Here is a 20677-nt window from a genome sequence, read left to right as displayed (position 1 = left end):
TTCTCCTCTTAATGAAAGACTTATCACTTAATAATGAAAAGTATCTCTATTCTAATTAATTTATAAATACAGTTTTTTGAATTACAAATTTAAAAATAATTAGAGAATAACATTCTTAAAACCCTATCAAGATGGATTAGTAGTTGTTCTTTTTCCATTATCATTCTTCCATCTCTTCAACCTATCATCCAACGACAGCCCATTAATCAACTTAATATTCAGCTTATCCGCAGCCTCTTTCGCCGCCTTCGTGAAATTACTAGTCGTCACAATCCAAGCATCATAACAGCCATGTACCTGCTTACCGGCTTTAAGCCGTAACACAATATCATTTCCAACATCCTGCTTCCAACGCTTGCACTGCACAGCAATTTTATACCCCTCTTTGCCTTTGAGGATTAAATCCACTTCATGATCACCTGATCCGCCGACTCGTTGTACGGTATAGCCTTGATCTATGTAATACAGCTCCATTAAACGCTCAAAATCCGTACCAGACAATGTCCTTACGTCTGCTTTCAGAATCTGTGCATCCGTCAGTTTTTTGGTAGAAGCCTTAGTCGATGTACTACGAACACTAGCCTTGGTCCTTGCTACGCTACTCTGTTTTGTATTATTCGTTCCAGATACTCTTCTTACTTTCTTAGACTTACGCCGCTTACGAGTCCACATACCTCCGAAGATTTCCCCGAGAATGACCGAACCTAATAGAATTCCTAAAAAGAAACCCCAGTGCAACCCCGGAATGCTAAAGTAAATCGCTAAACCTCCAAGGATAAACAGTCCTCTTACTACATATGCTACTTGCCTGCCTTCTGCATAATACGTTTTAGCCATATAATATCCACCTCATGCTGTAATAGCTCCATTTAAAGGACTATCTACCTAGTCCATTCGACATTTCATTTGATTATTTTCTACATTTTGCTATTTTTCGGATCAAGTTTCTCTACTATATCATAAGTTTGGCTATATTTGGAATGACAAAAAGCCCCCATATAATACTGAGGACCTACTCTATTTCACAAAGATTTAATTAGCTTTGGAATTTAGTGAATGTTCTATAATTAATTCTGTTATATCTTAGTATGATGCGATAGTGCTTTACCTAAAACATTATCACCAGCATTCAAATCATTACCTTTTAGACTACTTGCACTTGCAGTCGCTAAAAACGAGCTAATGTTCAATTTCAACGTCAGTTCTACTGAATCTCGGTAAACCTTAACACTCTCAATGATCGTACTAAGCATCATTTTCTTTTTTGCAGTAGAGCTTTCTGAAATACCTCGCGCCAAACAGGAATATAGGTCTGGAGAGTCTGTATTTCAACTTGTTCTACCTTTCTAGCATTGAGCTCCTGCTCAAACATCTCTAGCTTTGCTAGTAAAAACGATACCTCACTCTCTTTCTTCTTAACCATCTCGTTTACCATCTCTCTATCTAGAGGACTTTTCCCCATGATGACTTTTAATACATCATCTTTGAAACTTGAAAGCTCCATTTTGGCTTTATCCGTCAGCTTTTGATGCTTTCGTAAAGCTTTTTCCTCGTCCCCAGAGTTTCTACTTTTTATCTGTTCTATTTGCTCTTTCAAGTCCAGCGTTTCTAGTTGATCCAGATAAGCATATATTTCATCTAGCACAATCCCTTCCAGACAGATCGGGGAATGGATTGTTTTACCACTACATTTCACCTTTTGAAGTGCCTTCCCTGAACAGCGATACTTAGCCTCACGCTTCACTATTTCCGTACCATCTTTACGAGTATACTTTTTTGTGTTCCAAGTTGTTGTTAGTGGATTTCCGCAATGACCACATCTCGCCATTCCAACTAACAGTAATGACCCCTTCGTATTTCTAAGTACACATTCGATGCCTTTCTTCTTTGTATTCTCGGGATTTCTCTTTTTGTGTATGGCTTGGACTCGTGCCCATTTAGCCTCATCTATAATAACCAGTTCTCATTGTGTTTCTTAGAGACAACTTCTTTATCAGTTCTTCTTTCGCAAACTATTTACCCTTTCCCTTTTCTTTTTCTTTTTCTTTAAGCATCTTGGCGATCAGATATTGTCCGTAACCTTCCTGAACTACTCAGTCGAACATTAATATTTTCTAATTCGGTTGTACGTTCTCATCTACACTAACCTCCAGTAGTTACTTCGTAACTTATGATTTTAGCTCGATTGCTAAGATCAGTTATATTTTATGATATCCTACGTCTATATCTACGTCTTTGGTTTTGAGGAAGTTCTTCATCCTTCATTAGATTATTTAATCTTGCAATAATAAAACCTATGACAACAAATTCAATTAATGTAGTCGTGAATATATGAAATACTTGCAAAAATCTCAAAATTCCAAAACTATTAACATTGTGCTGAAAATCTATAAATAACCCTGTTAAAGGAAGCGAATACTTAATAGAAAATGCATAAAACATAAAATCATATAACCCTAAACTTGAATTGACCTGAACTACTATAGACCATAAACTATAGAGCAACGAGAACATTACGTTAGGTAGAATCAAAAAAATACAAATCATTATTAACTGGATTGCAACATCGTAACTTTTACCCATTTTTGACCAAGGATTATCGGATCGAAGATATTTCACTCCTCTCGAACAAGCAAAATAAATAAGATAAATTATTATCATAGTAGCTTCAATCATTGAGAAAGTTAAAACAGTCCAACCCATAAATTCTCCAGACTTAGTAGAAATCCACGAGTTTTTTAAAACACCTATACTAGTTAAATAAAGACCAATTAATGAACTACAAAAAAACAAAATCTTCATTACGTCAATTTTCTTCAAACAAAACAAAACAATACCTGGAATTACCAAACCCAAAAATATAAGAAACCATGAAAAAATTAACATAACGAAACACCTTCCTTATCTTTCTATTATATTGAAACATAATACGCATACATTTGTGAAGGCGTTTCATTTAGTCATGTATATAAGTGCCCCGTAGTTTTTCATTAAAATTCACAAAAAAAAAAAAAAAAAAAAAAGAAACGGCATTTCTGCCGTTTCTTTAGGATGGACTCTCAGGGGCTCGAACCCTGGACAAATAGATTAAGAGTCTACTGCTCTACCAACTGAGCTAAGAGTCCATATGATGTTTGGTGGAGCCAAGGGGGATCGAACCCCTGACCTCATCGCTGCCAGCGATGCGCTCTCCCAGCTGAGCTATGGCCCCAAACTGAAATTTCAGATGTATGTAATCACACATTTTTAAATTTTAGTTTGGTCGTAATTGAGTTGTTCCGATAAACTCAAGCGTCGTAGGCGACTTCTATATAATATAAAAAATCGCCCTCTATGTCAACACTTTTTTTAAAATTCATTTTTCCACTCAAATTCCCCGCTGAGAACTTAGAGGAAACAAACCAGTAGAAGCACTCCTAGCAGACCCTAGGACTGGCTGTAACGCCCTAACTGGACAAAACCCTATAATCCCTCTAATTCTCCCGTACTCTTGGACAGCAGCCCCTTGAGTTCCTTCATGAACATATTAATATCCTTGAACTGGCGATATACGGACGCAAAACGAACGTAAGCCACTTCATCTACTGGGTAGAGCTGCTCCATCACGAATTCACCAATCTGTTGGCTTTCCACTTCAGCCACGGCGATGCCGCGCAAAGATTTCTCAACCTCGGACACGATCTTTTCTAGACGTTCCACAGAAACCGGCCGTTTCTCACAAGCACGGATAAGACCGCGGAGTATTTTATCACGACTGAATTCCTCACGGCTGCCGTCTTTTTTAATTACAATCAGTGGCGTCTCTTCAATCATTTCAAAAGTAGTGAAACGTTTGCTGCAACGCTCACATTCACGCCTACGACGGATTGACTTATTTTCATTCGCTGGTCGCGAGTCCAGCACTTTAGTATTTGTGTGATCGCAGTAAGGGCATTTCATAAGCTTCATCACTTCCTATTACATAATGGTATTGGTCCCGGAATGTTATAAATCCGGCTTTTGAACGGCTTTTTTATTATTTCCAGAAATCACCGTTTTTTTCTTGTAATGATAATGGCAAGTCCGGCACATAATACAGTTACCAACAGAGGAGGTGAACAGCAATGAGCCAAAGCAACAACTCCAATAACCTTGTAGCTCCAAATTCCCGCGGTGCCTTGGAACAACTTAAATACGAAGTTGCCCAAGAACTAGGAATCACGCTTTCCCCAGATGGTTACCAAGGCAATAAAACTTCTTATGAAAATGGTTCGATCGGTGGTTACATCACTAAACGTCTTGTAACCCTGGCAGAACAACAACTGGCAGGTCAATACAAATAACCTGACCAACATAAGCTTTTTGAAGAAGTATTAAACGACCTACAAGTCGTTTAATACTTCTTTTTATACATAACACGGCAGAAATTAAAATTCTTTGTAAATGTCCGTGTACTGATCATAGTAATAATTAACGCGCTGTACATAATGCCTGGTTTCACCAATGGGAATATCTTTAATGGTTGCATCTGTCCCATCCCAGATCCCTTCGTCCAACCAGCGTTGAACTTTTCCGGGTCCAGCATTATAGGCTGCGATAATTGCTGTACGTTTGCCTTCGAACTGACGGGATAAAGTTGAAAGATACCATGTACCCAGTTCAATATTAGCCGAAGGCTCATGCTTGAGTTCTTCCATAGATACGTTTGGAAGCTTGGCCTTTTCCAGCGCCCACTTCGCGGTATCCGGCATAAGCTGCATCAGCCCTAGTGCGCCTTTTTTGGATTCTCGTCCAGTTTTAAAGTTCGTTTCTACACGAATAATCGCGGTTACAAGAAACGGGTCTATCTCATAAGTGATGCTGTGCTTGCGAATCTCGTCTTTAAAATGGATGGGATAAAACCACGACATCCAGTTTGTACTCAGAAACAATATTGCCGTAAAACCAACAAATAGCAGAAGCAGTACTCTTTTTTTACGTAACCATTTCATGATAAACCCAGCCTGTCCCAAAAAACAGCAACCTGTTGCTCAGTGTACGCAAGATCGCCACTGTTGTCGATGATGTAGTCCGCTTTATTACGTTTCTGTTCAATATCCATCTGTGCATTCAATCGCGCTTCTGCTTCTTCTAAAGAGAGCCTGTTACGTTCCATTAATCGAGTAATTTGCACTTCACGGGGAACGTAGACTACTACAATCTCATGGAACAGGGTCTCAAGCCCTGATTCAAAAAGAAGCGGAATATCCACAATAATAAGCCGCTTCGGCTCTTCCTGCTCCATGCTGTACATACGATTTTTGATTTCCTGCCGGATGGCAGGATGCGTCAAATTGTTCAAGGTTTGCAGGGCCACCGGATCTTGAAAGACGATTTCACCTAATTTGGCCCTATTCAGTGTTCCATCCGGAAAAAGGATCTCTTTTCCAAATTGCTTAGCAGCAGCAGCCAACACTTCATGCCCGGGAAGCATAACTTCTCTGGCGATCACATCGGCATCAACCAGCCTCGCTCCCTTGTTCACAAGCAGTGCAGACACCGTGCTTTTTCCGGATGCGATTCCTCCGGTTAAGCCTATAATCATGTACTCACCTCATAATAGCTTCAGTATTCCCATTGCAATTAATAATAACGCTGGTAATGCGGCAGCATGCTTCATCCAGTAGTTCCCGGCAAATCTAAGTCCAGTCTTCATACCCAGCAATAGAAATGTACCACTAAACAAAGCTATTGTAAGTGATGTCCATATCGGATTGAAGCCAAGCAGCGCTGCGCCAAGTCCAGCCCCAAAAGCATCCAGAGAGAGCGCAATCCCAAGTATCATCGCTTCCATCGAAGAGATGCTTCCTGAGGCATCCATATCCGCAGAAGACGGGGTACGCAAGATCTGCACTACAATCCCCAAACGGCGAAGCTCAAGCGAAAAAACAGCTGATTTCAACGGTTCATCATTCATAACAGGTTCTGTACCCGCTTCAGAATCAGCAGCTACCTCTGCCCAAGCCTGCCCGGAAAATGAGCCCTCATCTACCGTTTCAGCTTTACGTCCGCCATCTGCATCTTTCTCTTTTTGCATCAGCATCTGAACAAGCGACCAGCACCCCATTAGCACAAGTATAACCGCACCAACCATAGAAGCTGCATTCGGAGACACTACCTTAGCAAGCAAAACCCCAACCTGCATCGATACACAGATAACTACCCCCGAACAGAGCGAGATAATCAGAACGGAGAGCAGTGGTATTTTCATTTTACGCAGCCCATATGTAATTCCTACACCAAAACCGTCCAAACTCAAGGCAAACGCTAGCAATAGCAGTGAAAATAATGGGCTGAGCACCCGCAATCCCTCCTGTGAAGAACCGGCAAACTGAAAAGTTTATCGTTTCAGCTTCCGTTCTCTATTAAGCATTCTTCACACAGTATATGGGCGGGACAAGTAGTGGGTGCCAACCTTATTATTTCAACAAATTCAGTTAACAGTCGGGCGCTGGCAATTTGGACAATAATGCGTGCCACGACCGCCTACAACCGTCTTCTCAATCATCGTTCCACAGTTACTGCACGGCTGATCCTTACGACCGTAAATCAATAGCTGCTGCTGATACGTACCGCTCTCACCTTGGCCATTAACATATGACTTAACAGATGAACCTCCGGCGTTAACCGCTTCGGCCAGCGTGCTTACAATGGCATGATGCAGCTTGTCCAATTGATTGTCCGTGAGCGATTTGGCGCTGTCTTCAGGATGGATGCCCGCACGGTGCAACGACTCATCTACATAAATATTGCCGATGCCGACGATATATTCCTGATTAAGCAGCAGCGATTTAATTTTGGTGCTTTTACCTGACACGATCTGCTTAAACCTCTCCGGTGTAAAAGAAGGCTCCAGCGGCTCCTGCCCCAGCTTGTTTAAAGGCGGCAGCTGAAGATCTTCTCCCATCTGAAAAAGATGCATCGTACCGAACTGGCGAACATCCGTGTAACGCAGCTCAGTTCCATCCGTAAAATGAAAAATCACATGTGTATGCTTGTCCAGTGGGTCATCATTTGAAAAAAGTCCGTAACGGCCTTCCATCCGCAAATGTGACACAAGCACCAGACCATCCAGCACAATACGCAAAAACTTTCCTCTTCGTTCAACTTTAACAATGCTATGACCTGCCAGCAGGTGGGCAAAAGCCTGAATATCATCCGGACGCTGAATAATCCGCGCCAACCGGACGGTTACATTCTCTATCTGCTTTCCATTAACTAACTCATTAAGTGTTCTCTTGACTGTCTCTACTTCCGGTAATTCCGGCATGATGTCTTCACCTCAACTACATTATAGCTGATATGCACACCTTAAAGGGAGTCTATTTCGCCTCGTACCAGTTACTTCCAAAGCTGACCTCTGCCTTAAGTGGCACAGATAACTTCAGGGCTCCACCCATTACTTCCGGCAAAAGCGTCTTCATAAGCTCCATTTCATCCTCTGGCACCTCGAATACAAGCTCATCGTGTACTTGAAGCAGCATACGGCTCTTAAGCCCACGATCAAATAATGCCTTGTCCATATGCACCATCGCCAGCTTGATAATATCCGCTGCTGTTCCCTGTATAGGTGTATTCATTGCTGTCCGCTCCGCAAAAGAGCGCAGATTAAAGTTTTTCGCATTAATCTCCGGCAGATAACGGCGACGTTCAAGCAATGTGGTCACATAACCATACTTCCGTGCCTCCACTACGATATCGTCCATATAGCGGCGCACACCCTGATATACCTCGAAATACTGCTCAATAAATTGAGCGGCTTCCTTACGCGGAATATTCAAATTCTGCGAGAGGCCGTAATCACTGATCCCGTAGACGATCCCGAAGTTTACGGCTTTTGCGGCACGGCGCATATTGCTGTCCACCTGTTCCGCGGTCACACCGAACACATCCATCGCTGTCTTCGTGTGAATATCCATATCATGCAGAAAAGCTTCCTTCATCCGCTCATCACCTGAAATATGCGCAAGCACACGCAGTTCGATCTGCGAATAGTCGGCTGCCAGGATGGACCAGCCCGGTTCGGACGGAACGAATACCTTGCGGATTTTGCGTCCTTCCTCTAGACGAATCGGGATATTCTGCAAGTTCGGGAATTGGCTGCTAAGCCGTCCTGTAGCGGCAATCGTCTGCCGGTAGAATGTATGCACCTTCCCTGTGTTCGGGGAAATTTCTTTAAGCAGCCCCTCTACGTAGGTAGATTGAAGCTTCGCAATTGTGCGATATTGCAAAATCAAACGCACCACATCGTGGTATGGCGCCAGTTTTTCAAGCACTTCGGCATCCGTGGAATAACCCGTCTTCGTCTTCTTGACGACAGGCAGACCTAGCTTTACAAACAAGATTTCACCCAGCTGCTTTGGTGAGTTCAAATTAAACTCAGTGCCACAAATCTCGTATATTTCACTGACCAATTTGGAAATTTGCGCCTCAAATTCTTTTCCAAGCTCTTTAAGATCACCAGCATTGACTGCAATCCCCTGTTTCTCCATATCCGCCAAAATCCGTGACAAAGGCATTTCCAGATCCTCGAATAGCCCTGTCATCGCGGTCTCCACCAGCTCCTGCTGTTGCTTCTGTGCGATTCCAAGAACCGTTGCACTCTTTCGTGCAACGTGATTTCCTAAGACTTCAAGCTCAGGGATTTTGTATTTGGCACCTTTACCAAATACCTCTTCATCAGGAGAGAGCCGCGGCAAGCCGTATTTAGCAGTGAGATCGTTTAGATTCTGATTAGCCTCCGTAGGATCAAGCAAATAAGCCGCCAGCTGCACATCATGGGCTGCACCTGCAAAAGCAATTCCCTGCCAGTGTAGAGCCAAATCAGCGCGGTGAAGATCATATCCACTTTTCGGAGCCTTTTCATCTCCTAGCCAATCACGCAGCTTCGCAGCAGCCGGTTTATGCAGTAATTCAAACGGCACATAGTAATGCCGCTCCAGAGAGGACAAGCCTATTCCGATTACCTCGGCACGATGCGGATTATCTCCATTCGATTCCACATGCAGCGCTGAAATGTCAGCCAGGGCTTCACTTAGCCCCTTAAGTTCTTCTTCACTTACGATCGTAATATCAAGTGCCGCAGCTTCTACTTCAGCCGCACTCTCCTCTCCCTCGGCAACAGGAGCATAAGCACTAAGAGACAAACGTTCCAACAGTGATTTAAATTCCAGCTTGGCAAGCGCTGGGCCGGCTGTATCCGCTGAAATTCCATTAAAGACCATGTCTTCCCACGAATGCTCAAGCGGCACTTCGCGATAGATGGTCGCTAATTTTTTACTCATTACCGCATCTTCCGCATGGGTTTCCAGTTTTTCTTTCATTTTACCCTTTAGCTCACCGGTTCCAGCTAAGACACCTTCCACCGATCCAAATTGATGCAGCAGCTTCAAAGCTGTCTTCTCACCTACGCCGGGTACTCCCGGGATGTTGTCACTCGCATCGCCCATCAGCCCTTTAAGATCAATGATCTGCTCTGGGGTTAGGTCATATTTCTCCCGGATTTGTTCCGGCCCATAAAGCTCAACTTCAGTGACCCCTTTGCGGATTAAAGCAACGGTCGTATGCTCAGAGGCCAGCTGCAACATATCCTTGTCTCCCGACACGATCATAACCTGCCGTCCCGCTTCATCCGCCTGGCGCGAAATGGTGCCAATAATATCATCAGCCTCATAATTGCCAATTTCAAACTGCGGTACACCTAAATTAGTCAGCAATTCCTTCAGCAATGGGAACTGCTCGGAGAGCTCGGGCGGTGTTTTTTGCCGGCCGCCCTTATAATCCTGATAACCTTCATGCCGAAAAGTAACTTTCCCTGCATCGAAAGCGACAATCATATGTGTCGGTTTATGTTCTTCGATTAAACGAAGCAGCATCGTTGTAAATCCGTACACCGCATTTGTCTGTTGCCCTGCTGTATTCGTCAGCGGGGGCATCGCAAAAAAAGCACGGTAAATAATATTGTTTCCATCTATAAGTATCAACTTGTCCATAGTGCACCTCGCCTTTTTCATGCTTACTCCTTACATCTTACCATATGCCCTGTACAAGTAGAAACGGCTTTACCAACCTAAACAGTGGGATAAGCTGATATGTTAAGGATATACAACAAGTAGCCGCCCTTTTAAAAGGGCGGCTACTTAGTTTAACTAAAGATATAACAAAAGATGTGTGAGTACAAATTACTGATTCAAGTCCGGACGGCTGCCTGTGACCAGATAAACAACACTCTCACCAATGTTAGTCGCATGATCGGCAATCCGTTCAATATAACGGCCTACCAGCGTTAATAACATAGCTTGGGACACAGAATCCGGTTTTGCCACCATATAACTATATAGCTCATTGATCATCGAACCATATAATTGATCGACCTGATCATCATCTTGTGCCATTCTATAAGCCAGATCAGTGTTCTCATCCAGATAAGACTGGATAGCCTCATCAATCATGGTCGTCACAATTTCCGCCATACGCGGAATGTCTACAAGCGGCTTGATCAGCTGCTGTCCATGGATGCGCATAGTTGCTTTCGCAACATCAATAGCCAAGTCACCCATACGTTCCAAATCGCTAGATATTTTGAAAGCAACGATAATGCGGCGCAAATCTTTTGCTACAGGCTGCTGCGTAATAATTAGCCGTGAGCCAATTTCCATGATTTTATCTTCCATGGCATTCAGCTGCAAATCTGCTTTAATGATTTCCTGAGCGCGCACAGTATCAAGATTCTGTAAAGCAACAATTGCTCCACCAAGAGCATCTATTACATGTTCACCCATCTGCTGCAGCAGACTGCGCAGCTCTTCCAAATCTTTATCAAATTCTTTTCTGCGAATCATAGTAAGAGCGATCCTCCTCATTAATGTATGGTCAGCTTGCCATTTCCAAGGACGAGCGCCCTTGTAGCCCGTATCAGCCGAAACGTCCAGAAATATAATCTTCGGTGCGGGAATCCTTAGGAGTCGAGAACAACACCTCTGTATCCGCCGCCTCTACAATTACACCATTCAAGAAAAACACGGTTCGACCAGATACACGTGCCGCCTGATGCATGTTATGAGTAACCATAACGATTGTATACTTACTTCTTAATTCCTGTACAAGCTCCTCTATCTTGAGCGTAGACACAGGATCCAGTGCAGACGTTGCTTCATCCATGAGCAGGATATCCGGCTGAACTGCCAAAGCTCGGGCAATACACAGCCGTTGCTGCTGTCCGCCGGACAAGCTAAGGGCAGATTTTTTCAGAAAATCTTTAACTTCCTCCCACAGCGCGGAATGACGCAGACTTTGCTCTACAATCTCATCCAGTTCGCTCTTTGAACGAATGCCATGCAGGCGAGGACCGTAAGCTACATTGTCGTAAATCGACTTTGGAAAAGGATTTGGCTGTTGGAATACCATGCCGACCTGTTTACGCAGGCTTTCTACCTCTACCTCGTCACTATAAATATTTTTGCCACCGATGTTTACAGTTCCTTCAATACGTGTACCAGGAATCATATCATTCATACGATTCAGCGTGCGCAACAGAGTGGATTTTCCGCAACCGGAAGGTCCGATAAAAGCAGTAACCTGTTTCTCCGGAATTTGCAGATTCACATTCTTCAGTGCGTGAAATGACTCATAGTAGAGATCAAGTTTCTCTATGTCAATGATGGATTTCATTAGTATTTACGTCTCCTTCTCATCATCTTCGTTCTCCATAATAAGCTTTTAATGTAAATACAGTTGGAGAGAAATGTTAACGCAATGTAAAATTGGTGAAGATGAATTAGTCCACGTGATAGTATTCCCTACAATTCGGCGTGTAATCTCACCTGAATCTTGTTTATGAACGGGATAAAGAAGAAAACTCCCGTCATGCTAAATGACCGGAGCTCTCTTTTTGTTAACAACTAATTTATAACCTACACCTCGAATGGAATCGATATGAACGGATTCTGGATCTAGCTCAAGCTTTTTACGGAGTGAACTTACATGCACATCAACTGTACGCTGTCCACCAATATAATCAAAGCCCCAAACAGCGTTCATAAGATCATCTCTTGTCAGCACTACCCCGGGTTTACGGGCCAAATATAACAATACCTCGAACTCTTTAGGCCGAAGGTTGATGCTATGTCCTCCTAAGGAAACTTCATACCGCTCAGGATAGATTTCTAGTTGTCCCAGAATGATCGTTGAAGCAGATATAGGTGTCTCTTGTGGAGCCTCCTCAGCAAGGCCGGAAATCCGCCGTAATACAGCGCTCACTCTTGCAAGCAATTCGGATACTCCAAAAGGTTTGGTTATATAATCATCAGCACCGGATTTCAGCCCTCTAACCACATCTTCTTCAGCATTTTTAGCAGTCAATACGATAATAGGTGTGCGGATACCTTGTCCACGCAATTTATCAAGGATGTCAATGCCATTCATTCCTGGCAGCATCAGATCCAATACGATCAAGTCAAAAGGTTCCCTCGTCGCACGATCATATCCTGCCGTTCCATGATCCTCTACCGTCACCTCGTAACCTTCCTGCGTTAAGTTATAGGACAGCAGCCGGGCTAGTGTCGGTTCGTCTTCAATGACAAGCAATCGTTGAGCCATAGGTTCCCCCGTCTTCCATATAGTTTGATTTTTACAAAACAGCAACAAAACCATCATATCACCGTAATGTTAACTTAGTGTAAAATTGAAAAAGTGAATTTACAAAAATCTAATCGGTCTTTTCTTCCTGCAGCAAAGGCAATTCAATCACAAAGGAACTGCCGATTCCCAGATCACTTTCAACTGAAATCACTCCATGGTGCATATCTACCAAATGCTTCACAATAGACAGCCCCAATCCCGTTCCACCGGAGCTTCTGGATCTTGCCTTATCCACACGGTAAAAACGTTCAAAAATACGCGGCAGATCTTTTTTAGGAATCCCCATACCCGTATCGCTAACAGTAAATTGAACATTTTCGGAGCCGTCTGGTTTCAGTAGACTCTTAACGTAGACCTTTACGTTTCCGCCTTCATGTGTGTAATTAATCGCATTAGAGAAAAGATTCATAAAGATTTGACGCAGCTTATCCTCATCCGCCTCAATGAACAGCTCCTCAGGAACCTCTACATTAAGACTAATGTTTTTCTTCTCAGCGACTTTACTGATGGTTCCCAGCACGGAATCAAAGAATTCAATGATATGAACCGGTGAGCAATCGAGCTGCACCCGTTTAGATTCGATTTTAGATAATTCCAGAATATCTCCAATCAAGCGATTTAAACGCTCATTCTCATCATATATAATTTGCAGGAAGGATCTCGCCGTCTTCTCATCTTTAACTCCGCCTCCCAGTAAGGTCTCGGCAAACCCTTTGACCGCTGCAACCGGAGTCTTTAGTTCATGCGATACGTTAGCGACAAATTCACTGCGCATCCGCTCCAAACGGCGAATTTCCGTAACCTCTTGCAATAGGAAAAGCATACCTCTGTACGTACCATCCTGGATCATCGGAACCGCGTCCATCCGTACAATTCGCTCTCTTGGGTTATAAATACTTCGCTCTTCATGAATCGGCTCCCGGCTTAATACCCCTTCTTCAAGCAGACGGGTTAGCTCATAATGCCGTTTTAACTCTTTGTACGAATGACCCGCCATTTCACTGTTGCTGACATCAAGCATTCGCTCTGAAGCCCGATTGAGCAGCGCAATCTCTTCTTCCGCATTGATCATTATGATGCCGCCAGTCATATTATCCAGCACGCTTTGCAGCAGATCCTCATTATCACGAATCGTCTTGAGCTGGTCTTGAAGACTGTCTGCCATCGCATTAATCGCTGTAGCCAGCTGTCCAACTTCATCTTTACGCTTCAAATGAACTCTGGCATCATAATCCAGATCGGTAATCCGCCGGGCGACTCTTGTGATTTGCTCCAACGGGGAAGTCATGCTTGAAGCTACTTTATAGCTCACAATCGTTGCTGACAAGAACAAGATAATTAGACCTGCAGCCATAATCATCCATGCATGCTTAAGACCTTGCGTTACAGCATCAAGTCCCATTGAGACCCGAATATAGCCGTCAAATCCCTGATCTGAAGTTACCTTTCCAGCCACATATAACATCTCATGCTTTAGAGTTTCGCTGTAACGGATTGCCCGTCCAGTTCCCTCTTTCGCAGCCCCTATCTCTTCTTCACGATTAGAGTGGTTGTCCATTTCCAAGGGGTTTTTCTCAGAATCGCCAATTACTTTACCCGACTTTGTAATAAACGTTATCCGAGAATCTAAAAGTTTAGAAATATGCTCCGCCTGTTCAGTGTAATACGGGATCGCATTCGAAGAATTCATATCTACAAATTCCAGTGTGCCTGAGAGCAAGCTTATTTCCCGGGACATATTCTCTTCCAGAGCAGTTATATGGGAGCTCTTAAACAGATGCGCCATCGTAAATCCAGTACCAATCATGGAAATACCGATTAAGGCCATAAGTATAAACGTAAGACGAGCGCGAAACGGTTTCATCTGAGATTTGCCTCTCCCTTTATCATTGTATCTTTTATCCTAACTTCATTTTCTCCAAAATACCAGTACGACTATGACCGTGACATAAGCCCCCCAGAGTAGATTATATAAAAATAACAGCCCGAGTTGATTAACTCTGGACTGTTACTTTGTATTACTTTTGTAAAAACACATGAGTTTATTCTGTACGGGTAGCAAGAAACCACTGATTACCCTGACGGTCTCTAACCCCTGCTCCTCTTTCTCCATAGGACTTATCCAGTGGTTCTTCAATAATAGAGGCCCCGGCATTCAGGCACTTGCGGTAGGTCTCATCAACATTTCTTACATAAAGATGAATGGCAAGCTGTACCGGTGAATACTTTTCATTCGCTTCGGAAATCTCAATGATGGAATCACCGATTCTGACCTCGGCATGCCTAATCCTACCCTCATCGTTTCGCAGCATATCAATAATTTTGGCATCAAAGCAGTGCACAACAAAATCTATCAATTGGTCTGCATCTTCCGCAATAAAATACGGCGTAACGTTAAGAAACCCATTTCTAATATAATGTGGTGCCATTCGTTGTCCTCCTTTGGACAGGCAAAAACGCCTTCGGCGTTCCTTAAGGATAATTTATAGTCTGGAACATATAAATCCTGATAATTTGATTAAAACCCATGGAAAAGCCATTCAGAGAATCTGCCCTCCTCATGACTTATCCACCGGTTGTAACCCCATTTATTTAAACACTGGCTCCTTGAATTGAGTCAATTTAGCTGCAGAATCTTTTTCCACATCCGCATGCAGACTGTTGCCGTGAGCATCCATCGTCACAATCGCTGCAAAACCCTCCACATCAAGATGCCACATCGCCTCAGGAATACCAAATTCCATAAAATCAACAGCGTTGACCTTCTTGATGCACTCTGCATAATACTGGGCGGCTCCACCAATCGCATTGAGGTATACCCCGCCGTGCTCCTGTAAGGCTTTTAACGTTTTTGGACCCATACCACCTTTTCCGATGACTGCACGGATTCCAAATTTTTTGATGATATCGCCTTGATAAGGCTCTTCACGAATGCTCGTAGTTGGGCCCGCAGCTTTTACATGCCAGCCTTCCTCATCTTTCATCATCACAGGACCGCAATGATAAATCACAGCCCCTTCCAGATCTACCGGAGATTCATGATCCATTAAATATTTGTGCAGAGCATCACGGCCTGTATGCATTTCACCGGATAAAATAACCACGTCTCCAACACGCAGACTACGGATATCCTCTTCACTTACCGGCGTTGTAAGACGTACTTCCCGCGACTCAGAGGCTGGGCTGTTAGCTCCCTCAGCAATTACCGCTTCAGATTCATGTGCTCCTTCATCATCTACAGATATCCCTGTGCCGCTCTCATATAACCAATCCTCTATATTGCCAGTTGATGGGTCAACCAGCACCCCTTGGCGGCGGAAGGCCCAACAGTTATAAGCAACGGATACGAAAAAGCTAGCTGGCAAACGATTCATAACGCCAATCTTACAGCCCAGCAGCGATACCTCACCACCAAAACCCATCGTGCCAATTCCAAGCTTGTTAGCATTCTCCATAATATAGTCTTCCAGCTTGCTAAGGTCTTCTATCGGATTAACATCCTCCACTTTGCGGAACAACTGCTTCTTAGCCAGCTCGTAGCCAGTCGTACGGTCACCGCCGATACCCACGCCAATAAAACCGGCACTACAGCCTTGTCCCTGCGCCTGATATACCGCGTGTAAAATACATTTACGGATTCCGTCCAGATCCCGACCCGCTTTGCCGAGTCCTTCTAATTCTGCCGGGAGACTGTATTGAATATTTTTATTCTCGCAGCCTCCACCCTTCAGAATAAGTCTAACGTCTATTTTATCCTCTTCCCATTGTTCGAAATGAATGACTGGTGTGCCTGCACCCAAGTTATCTCCGCTATTCTCACCTGTTAATGAATCTACAGAATTGGGACGAAGTTTACCATTCTTGGTCGCTCGTACAATGGCATTATGAATATCTTTTTTCATCTCAATCTGATTGATTCCCACAGGGGTGTGAATGATAAATGTAGGCATTCCCGTATCCTGACAGATCGGAGACACTTGCTGCTCAGCCATTCCGATATTTTGTGCAATCGTGGTTAAAGCAAGACCGGACCGGGTAGCCCTGTCTTCCAGCGCGCGACCTTTTGCAACTGCCCGGCGTACATCTCCCGGCAAATTCGTGGAAGTTTCTACGATAAGGTTATAAATACTGTCTTCAAAATGCTGCATCTTCATTCAAGCTCCTCTCGGCAGTTCCAGGTTATCTAAAGTTTGATACAATTAGTATAATAATATCATACCTAGCACCGCATGAAAGGGGTTACTTTAAAATTGAGCTACCATTTTTCTGCCTATCTATATCGTCTTCAGTATATTCAGCGCTGGAGCTTGATGCGCAGCACCGCACCGGAGAACGTCGCTGAGCATTCTTTTCATGTTGCATTGCTCACACATATGCTCTGTTCCATTGGTAATGTACATTTCGGGCGTTCATTAAACGCGGAACGAGCAGCAACCATAGCTCTTTTCCATGATGCCAGCGAAGTATTCACAGGCGACATTGCCACGCCGGTAAAATACAACAATCCTCGCTTGCTCACCAGCTTCCGCGAAATGGAAAAAGTTGCGGCTGATCGCTTAACTGGAATGATTCCATCAGAGCTAAAAAGCATCTACACTCAGCTCATACGACCGGAAGACAGCCCTCCCGATTCGGAGGACATTCTGCTGCACAGCTATGTGAAAGCCGCTGATCGGCTGGATGCTTATTTGAAATGCGTATGGGAGGTTGCTGCAGGCAACCGAGAATTTGCCGCCGCGAAGGAGCAGACAGCAGCAAAACTTCGTGGGCTTGGCCTGCAGGAAGTGGATTATTTTCTGACTCATATGGCACCGAGCTTCGAAATGTCTCTCGATGAGCTCTCTGCCGGAAACTAAACACCATCTACACAATAGAAAAAAGGACCTCCGCATGAATCTCGCAGGGGTCCCTTTAGTGATTAATAATAAAAATACAAGCGTTACGTTACTGATTCAGTCAGGATATCCCAGTCTTTAAAAATCGGCTGCAAACCCTTCGTATATAGCATTTCCGTAATCTCCTGCACACTGCGGCTATCGGATATTTCGAATTGCGGAGTTCCCCCTGCATTAGTGTGACCGCCCACCTCAGTAGTGACCCCGGCTGACATCTTAGTTATTCCTAGATGAATTAAATGATCGCGTAGAGAGGCAGGCTCTCTTGTAGATAAAGTAATGCCCGAACGGGGTAAAAATAACCGGTATGCCAAAATAATCTGCACTAGTGATCGATCGGTAACATCGCACTCTGGGTTAAATTCCCCTAAATAAGGCCGAAACCGTGGGGGTGACAGGCTGATCTCGCAATCTGGATACCGATCCTGTAGATAGCGGGCATGCATGGCACTTTGGAATGCCTCTTGCCGCCAATCGTACATCCCGAGCAACGTACCAATATTCACAGAACGAAAACCTGCCTGACAGCCGCGTTCAGGTGCATCCAGGCGATTCCGGTAGTTTCTTTTAGGCCCTTTAACATGCAGCTTTTTGTAAGTCTCCTGGTGGTAAACCTCTTGGTATAGTGTTAATCCATCCACGCCTGCTTGAAGAAGCTCTTTATATTCGGCAGTCGATAGAGGATTTATCTCAATACTGACGGAGGAAAAAAATTCTCTAAGTACAACTACACAATCCTTAATATATGAGACAGGATTCTCCCGGCGCGATTCACCAGTCAAAATGAGGATATGCCGCAGACCTGTAGCTGCAATCTTCTCAGCCTCCCTGCGAACCTCCTCCAAGGACAGCTTTTTACGCGGAAAATCATAAATGGAGCTGAAGCTGCAGTAGGTACAATGATTCACACAAAAATCGGCAAGATACATCGGTGTGAACAGCTGCATCGAATAACCAAAATGTGCACGGGTCAGTCGCTGAGCAGCTTGCGCCATCTCCTCTAGCAGCGGCGTTGCTGCTGGAGAGAGCAATGCCAGCAAATCATTTTCGTTCAGCTTGTCTTTTCCAAGCGCCCGCTTAACGTCATCCTCCCGGAACTCCTTCCACAGCTGCTCATAAGGATACTGCTCCAAGCGGACCAGTGTGTCAAAAAAGCTCATGCTAATCCTCCCTCCTTTGGTGAACCTATCAAATTCAGTTCAGAAATCCAGTCAACGGTGACGAAGCAAAAGCAACTTCTTCTACAGGACCGAGTCCTGCCAAATAAGCTTTGCGGCCAGCGGATATCGCCTCGCGGAACGCTTCCGCCATGACGAGCGGATTACGTGCCGTTGCGATAGCCGTATTAAGCAGAACAGCAGCGGCCCCCATCTCCATTGCTTCCGCCGCTTCCGAGGGCTTGCCAATTCCGGCATCTACAATAATCGGCAAATTCACTTCTTCAATAAGAATACGCACGAGCTCCTTGGTGCGCAGGCCGCGATTCGTCCCGATCGGCGCACCAAGCGGCATCACAGCAGCAGCACCGGCATCTCTCAGACGTAAAGCAGCCGAAAGGTCCGGACTCATATATGGCAGTACTACAAAACCCTCCGCCGCTAGAATCTCTGTAGCTCGTATGGTCTCCAGATTATCTGGAAGCAGGTATTTCTGATCATTGATCACTTCGATCTTCACCCAGTTCCCCAGTCCCGCAGCTCTTGCTAATCTCGCAATACGGACTGCCTCTTCCGCTGTACGCGCTCCTGAGGTATTAGGCAGAAGAGTCATGTGGCCGGGAATGTGGTTCATGATATTTTCTGCTCCACCTTCCGGGTCCACTCGGCGAAGCGCTACAGTAATCACCTGAGAACCAGAGCTTGCGATCACTCCGGGGATCAGAGCATTCCGGCTATATTTTCCGGTTCCGATAAATAATCTACTAGTTAATTCGATGCCTCCAATATGTAACGGGTCATGCATGAAATTACCTCCCTTTGGTTCTTAGAAATTTCTCAAAATTCTATACCGCTCCATCTCAACCCCCACCAACAAAGTGCACCAGTTCCAAACGATCATCCTCGCTCAGAGCAGTACTTTCATAATTCTCCTTACTGACAATTTCTCCATTCAGCTCAATGATCATCAGACGACCCGACCACTCAGGAAGACTGATCAAATCAGCTATAGTTTGAATACCACCAGAACACTCTGCGGATTTCCCGTTAATCAACAGTCTCATTCTGAATCACCCCCTTCGCCTATGCTTTTACCTCCCGGCTATGAATGAACCGCCTTATGAATAGCTTTGGCGGCCTCATAAGGATCATCCGCTCCGCAAATTCCGGACATCACAGCAATTCCTGCCGCGCCTTGCCTAATGATCTGCGCCGCATTAGCGGGACCAATTCCGCCAATCGCAATTACAGGAATAGAGCTAGTCTTCACCGTTTCTGCAAGCAGCTCTAACCCACGTGCGGGCAGCCCTAGCTTGCTCGCCGAGGGAAATACATGGCCAAACAAGCAATAATCAGCTCCCTGCTCTGAAGCATTCGCCGCTTCTTCCGGAGAATGAACCGATCTCCCCAGCCAAAGCTGAGGTGCAATTCGCCGGGCTGTAAGCGGGCTCAGACTGTGCCCAGCCAACTGAACACCCGCGGCACCAGCTGCCAATGCTACATCGATCCGGTCATTGATTATCAGTTTGGTAGCGGGTATACCGGCAGCCAACAGCTCCTGTGCCGCAGAGAGCAGTTCGCGTGCTGGACATTGCTTCTCTCTTAAGTGAATATAATCGACCCATGTCTGCACCGTGACAGCCAGTTCAACAAATTGTCTCAACAGCTGCTTGCCGTCTGATATTAGATGGATCTCAGCTTGTACCACTCGCGATCTCCTCTCTCTCACTTCCCTGTAGGCCAGTAAAAAACAAAAAAACTGCCCCCGTAAGGAAGGCAGTCAGAATCTGTATATAGACGGTACTACAAATAGCCCGACAACAGAAATTCGTTCTCCACTTCCCTACGCTGGTCTTAACCAGATCAGGTTCAAAGGGTCCGGAAATCCATTCCGTCTCAGCCAATCGGCACCCCTAGTGACATAAATATACAATTTTAAAATGCTAACGTGGTTTATAGTAACATATT

At 44.6% G+C, this 20677-nt stretch carries 21 protein-coding genes, 2 tRNA genes and 1 riboswitch; of the genes, 2 read left to right on the top strand and 21 right to left on the bottom strand.

The window, feature by feature from the left end; translation table 11 throughout:
* Nucleotides 1–126: 126 nt before the first annotated feature.
* From NYE72_RS09320 to nrdR, 6 genes are all read right to left on the bottom strand, one after another.
* Entirely contained in the window at nucleotides 127–837 is a 711-nt protein-coding gene (locus NYE72_RS09320) for a restriction endonuclease (RefSeq protein ID WP_076101290.1), read from the bottom strand.
* Between the two features lie 415 nt (nucleotides 838–1252).
* Nucleotides 1253–1828 (bottom strand): zinc ribbon domain-containing protein, encoded by a 576-nt coding sequence (locus NYE72_RS09315; protein WP_076101292.1) that lies wholly within the window; start codon nucleotides 1826–1828, stop codon nucleotides 1253–1255.
* Between the two features lie 377 nt (nucleotides 1829–2205).
* Nucleotides 2206–2886, bottom strand: coding sequence for a hypothetical protein (locus tag NYE72_RS09310; RefSeq protein WP_076101294.1), 681 nt, complete (start codon nucleotides 2884–2886; stop codon nucleotides 2206–2208).
* Nucleotides 2887–3052: 166 nt separating this feature from the next.
* Nucleotides 3053–3125 (bottom strand) — tRNA-Lys (locus NYE72_RS09305).
* 10 nt (nucleotides 3126–3135) lie between these two features.
* Nucleotides 3136–3211, bottom strand: a tRNA-Ala gene (locus NYE72_RS09300).
* 251 nt (nucleotides 3212–3462) lie between these two features.
* A complete protein-coding gene (gene nrdR, locus NYE72_RS09295; protein WP_036678976.1) occupies nucleotides 3463–3939 on the bottom strand; it encodes a transcriptional regulator NrdR in 477 nt (158 codons plus the stop codon).
* 164 nt (nucleotides 3940–4103) lie between these two features.
* Between nrdR and NYE72_RS09290 the strand changes: the two genes are divergently transcribed.
* Nucleotides 4104–4322 carry an alpha/beta-type small acid-soluble spore protein gene (locus tag NYE72_RS09290; RefSeq protein WP_036678974.1) on the top strand — a complete coding sequence of 73 codons (219 nt, stop codon included), beginning with the start codon at nucleotides 4104–4106 and terminating at the stop codon, nucleotides 4320–4322.
* A gap of 84 nt (nucleotides 4323–4406) precedes the next feature.
* On the opposite strand, the gene NYE72_RS09285 is transcribed toward NYE72_RS09290, so the two are convergent.
* The 11 genes from NYE72_RS09285 to NYE72_RS09235 form a co-directional block, all read right to left on the bottom strand.
* Complete coding sequence (locus tag NYE72_RS09285) at nucleotides 4407–4970, bottom strand: lytic transglycosylase domain-containing protein (protein WP_036678971.1); 564 nt, start codon at nucleotides 4968–4970, stop codon at nucleotides 4407–4409.
* On the bottom strand, nucleotides 4967–5563 hold the full coding sequence (gene coaE, locus NYE72_RS09280) for a dephospho-CoA kinase (protein WP_076104070.1): 597 nt from the start codon (nucleotides 5561–5563) through the stop codon (nucleotides 4967–4969). Before coaE ends, NYE72_RS09285 begins: the two co-directional genes overlap by 4 nt.
* 9 nt (nucleotides 5564–5572) lie before the next feature.
* Complete coding sequence (locus NYE72_RS09275; RefSeq protein WP_076104071.1) at nucleotides 5573–6319, bottom strand: manganese efflux pump; 747 nt, start codon at nucleotides 6317–6319, stop codon at nucleotides 5573–5575.
* A gap of 132 nt (nucleotides 6320–6451) precedes the next feature.
* A complete protein-coding gene (gene mutM, locus NYE72_RS09270; protein ID WP_036678963.1) occupies nucleotides 6452–7288 on the bottom strand; it encodes a DNA-formamidopyrimidine glycosylase in 837 nt (278 codons plus the stop codon).
* A 52-nt stretch (nucleotides 7289–7340) separates the two neighbouring features.
* Complete coding sequence (gene polA, locus NYE72_RS09265) at nucleotides 7341–10010, bottom strand: DNA polymerase I (RefSeq protein ID WP_076100112.1); 2670 nt, start codon at nucleotides 10008–10010, stop codon at nucleotides 7341–7343.
* A 189-nt stretch (nucleotides 10011–10199) separates the two neighbouring features.
* A complete protein-coding gene (gene phoU, locus NYE72_RS09260; protein WP_036678957.1) occupies nucleotides 10200–10859 on the bottom strand; it encodes a phosphate signaling complex protein PhoU in 660 nt (219 codons plus the stop codon).
* Nucleotides 10860–10932: 73 nt separating this feature from the next.
* Nucleotides 10933–11688 (bottom strand): phosphate ABC transporter ATP-binding protein PstB, encoded by a 756-nt coding sequence (pstB, locus tag NYE72_RS09255; RefSeq protein ID WP_036678954.1) that lies wholly within the window; start codon nucleotides 11686–11688, stop codon nucleotides 10933–10935.
* A gap of 198 nt (nucleotides 11689–11886) precedes the next feature.
* Nucleotides 11887–12615, bottom strand: coding sequence for a response regulator transcription factor (locus NYE72_RS09250; protein ID WP_036678951.1), 729 nt, complete (start codon nucleotides 12613–12615; stop codon nucleotides 11887–11889).
* 109 nt (nucleotides 12616–12724) lie between these two features.
* A complete protein-coding gene (locus tag NYE72_RS09245) occupies nucleotides 12725–14521 on the bottom strand; it encodes an ATP-binding protein (RefSeq protein WP_036678948.1) in 1797 nt (598 codons plus the stop codon).
* 178 nt (nucleotides 14522–14699) lie between these two features.
* Complete coding sequence (locus NYE72_RS09240; protein ID WP_076104073.1) at nucleotides 14700–15086, bottom strand: VOC family protein; 387 nt, start codon at nucleotides 15084–15086, stop codon at nucleotides 14700–14702.
* 159 nt (nucleotides 15087–15245) lie between these two features.
* Complete coding sequence (locus NYE72_RS09235) at nucleotides 15246–16805, bottom strand: fumarate hydratase (RefSeq protein ID WP_076146271.1); 1560 nt, start codon at nucleotides 16803–16805, stop codon at nucleotides 15246–15248.
* Between the two features lie 102 nt (nucleotides 16806–16907).
* Between NYE72_RS09235 and yfbR the strand changes: the two genes are divergently transcribed.
* Nucleotides 16908–17513 carry a 5'-deoxynucleotidase gene (yfbR, locus tag NYE72_RS09230; protein ID WP_094901415.1) on the top strand — a complete coding sequence of 202 codons (606 nt, stop codon included), beginning with the start codon at nucleotides 16908–16910 and terminating at the stop codon, nucleotides 17511–17513.
* 83 nt (nucleotides 17514–17596) lie between these two features.
* Here yfbR and thiH read toward each other — a convergent pair whose 3' ends face one another.
* From thiH to NYE72_RS09210, 4 genes are read right to left on the bottom strand one after another with little or no spacing between them, the layout of a single operon-like run.
* Nucleotides 17597–18712: a 2-iminoacetate synthase ThiH gene (gene thiH / locus NYE72_RS09225; RefSeq protein ID WP_339211723.1), complete on the bottom strand. Its 1116-nt coding sequence runs from the start codon at nucleotides 18710–18712 to the stop codon at nucleotides 17597–17599.
* Between the two features lie 34 nt (nucleotides 18713–18746).
* On the bottom strand, nucleotides 18747–19514 hold the full coding sequence (locus NYE72_RS09220) for a thiazole synthase (RefSeq protein ID WP_339211722.1): 768 nt from the start codon (nucleotides 19512–19514) through the stop codon (nucleotides 18747–18749).
* 55 nt (nucleotides 19515–19569) lie between these two features.
* The gene (thiS, locus tag NYE72_RS09215; RefSeq protein ID WP_076100105.1) at nucleotides 19570–19773 is read right to left on the bottom strand and encodes a sulfur carrier protein ThiS; all 204 of its coding nucleotides are present in this window, start codon (nucleotides 19771–19773) and stop codon (nucleotides 19570–19572) included.
* A gap of 38 nt (nucleotides 19774–19811) precedes the next feature.
* Nucleotides 19812–20417, bottom strand: coding sequence for a thiamine phosphate synthase (locus NYE72_RS09210; protein ID WP_076100104.1), 606 nt, complete (start codon nucleotides 20415–20417; stop codon nucleotides 19812–19814).
* A gap of 115 nt (nucleotides 20418–20532) precedes the next feature.
* A riboswitch (TPP riboswitch) is annotated at nucleotides 20533–20634 on the bottom strand.
* Nucleotides 20635–20677 lie beyond the last annotated feature (43 nt).

The organism is Paenibacillus sp. FSL L8-0333, assembly GCF_037965665.1.
Taxonomy (GTDB): domain Bacteria; phylum Bacillota; class Bacilli; order Paenibacillales; family Paenibacillaceae; genus Paenibacillus_AQ; species Paenibacillus_AQ odorifer.
This window is presented reverse-complemented; position numbering and strand designations above follow the sequence as displayed.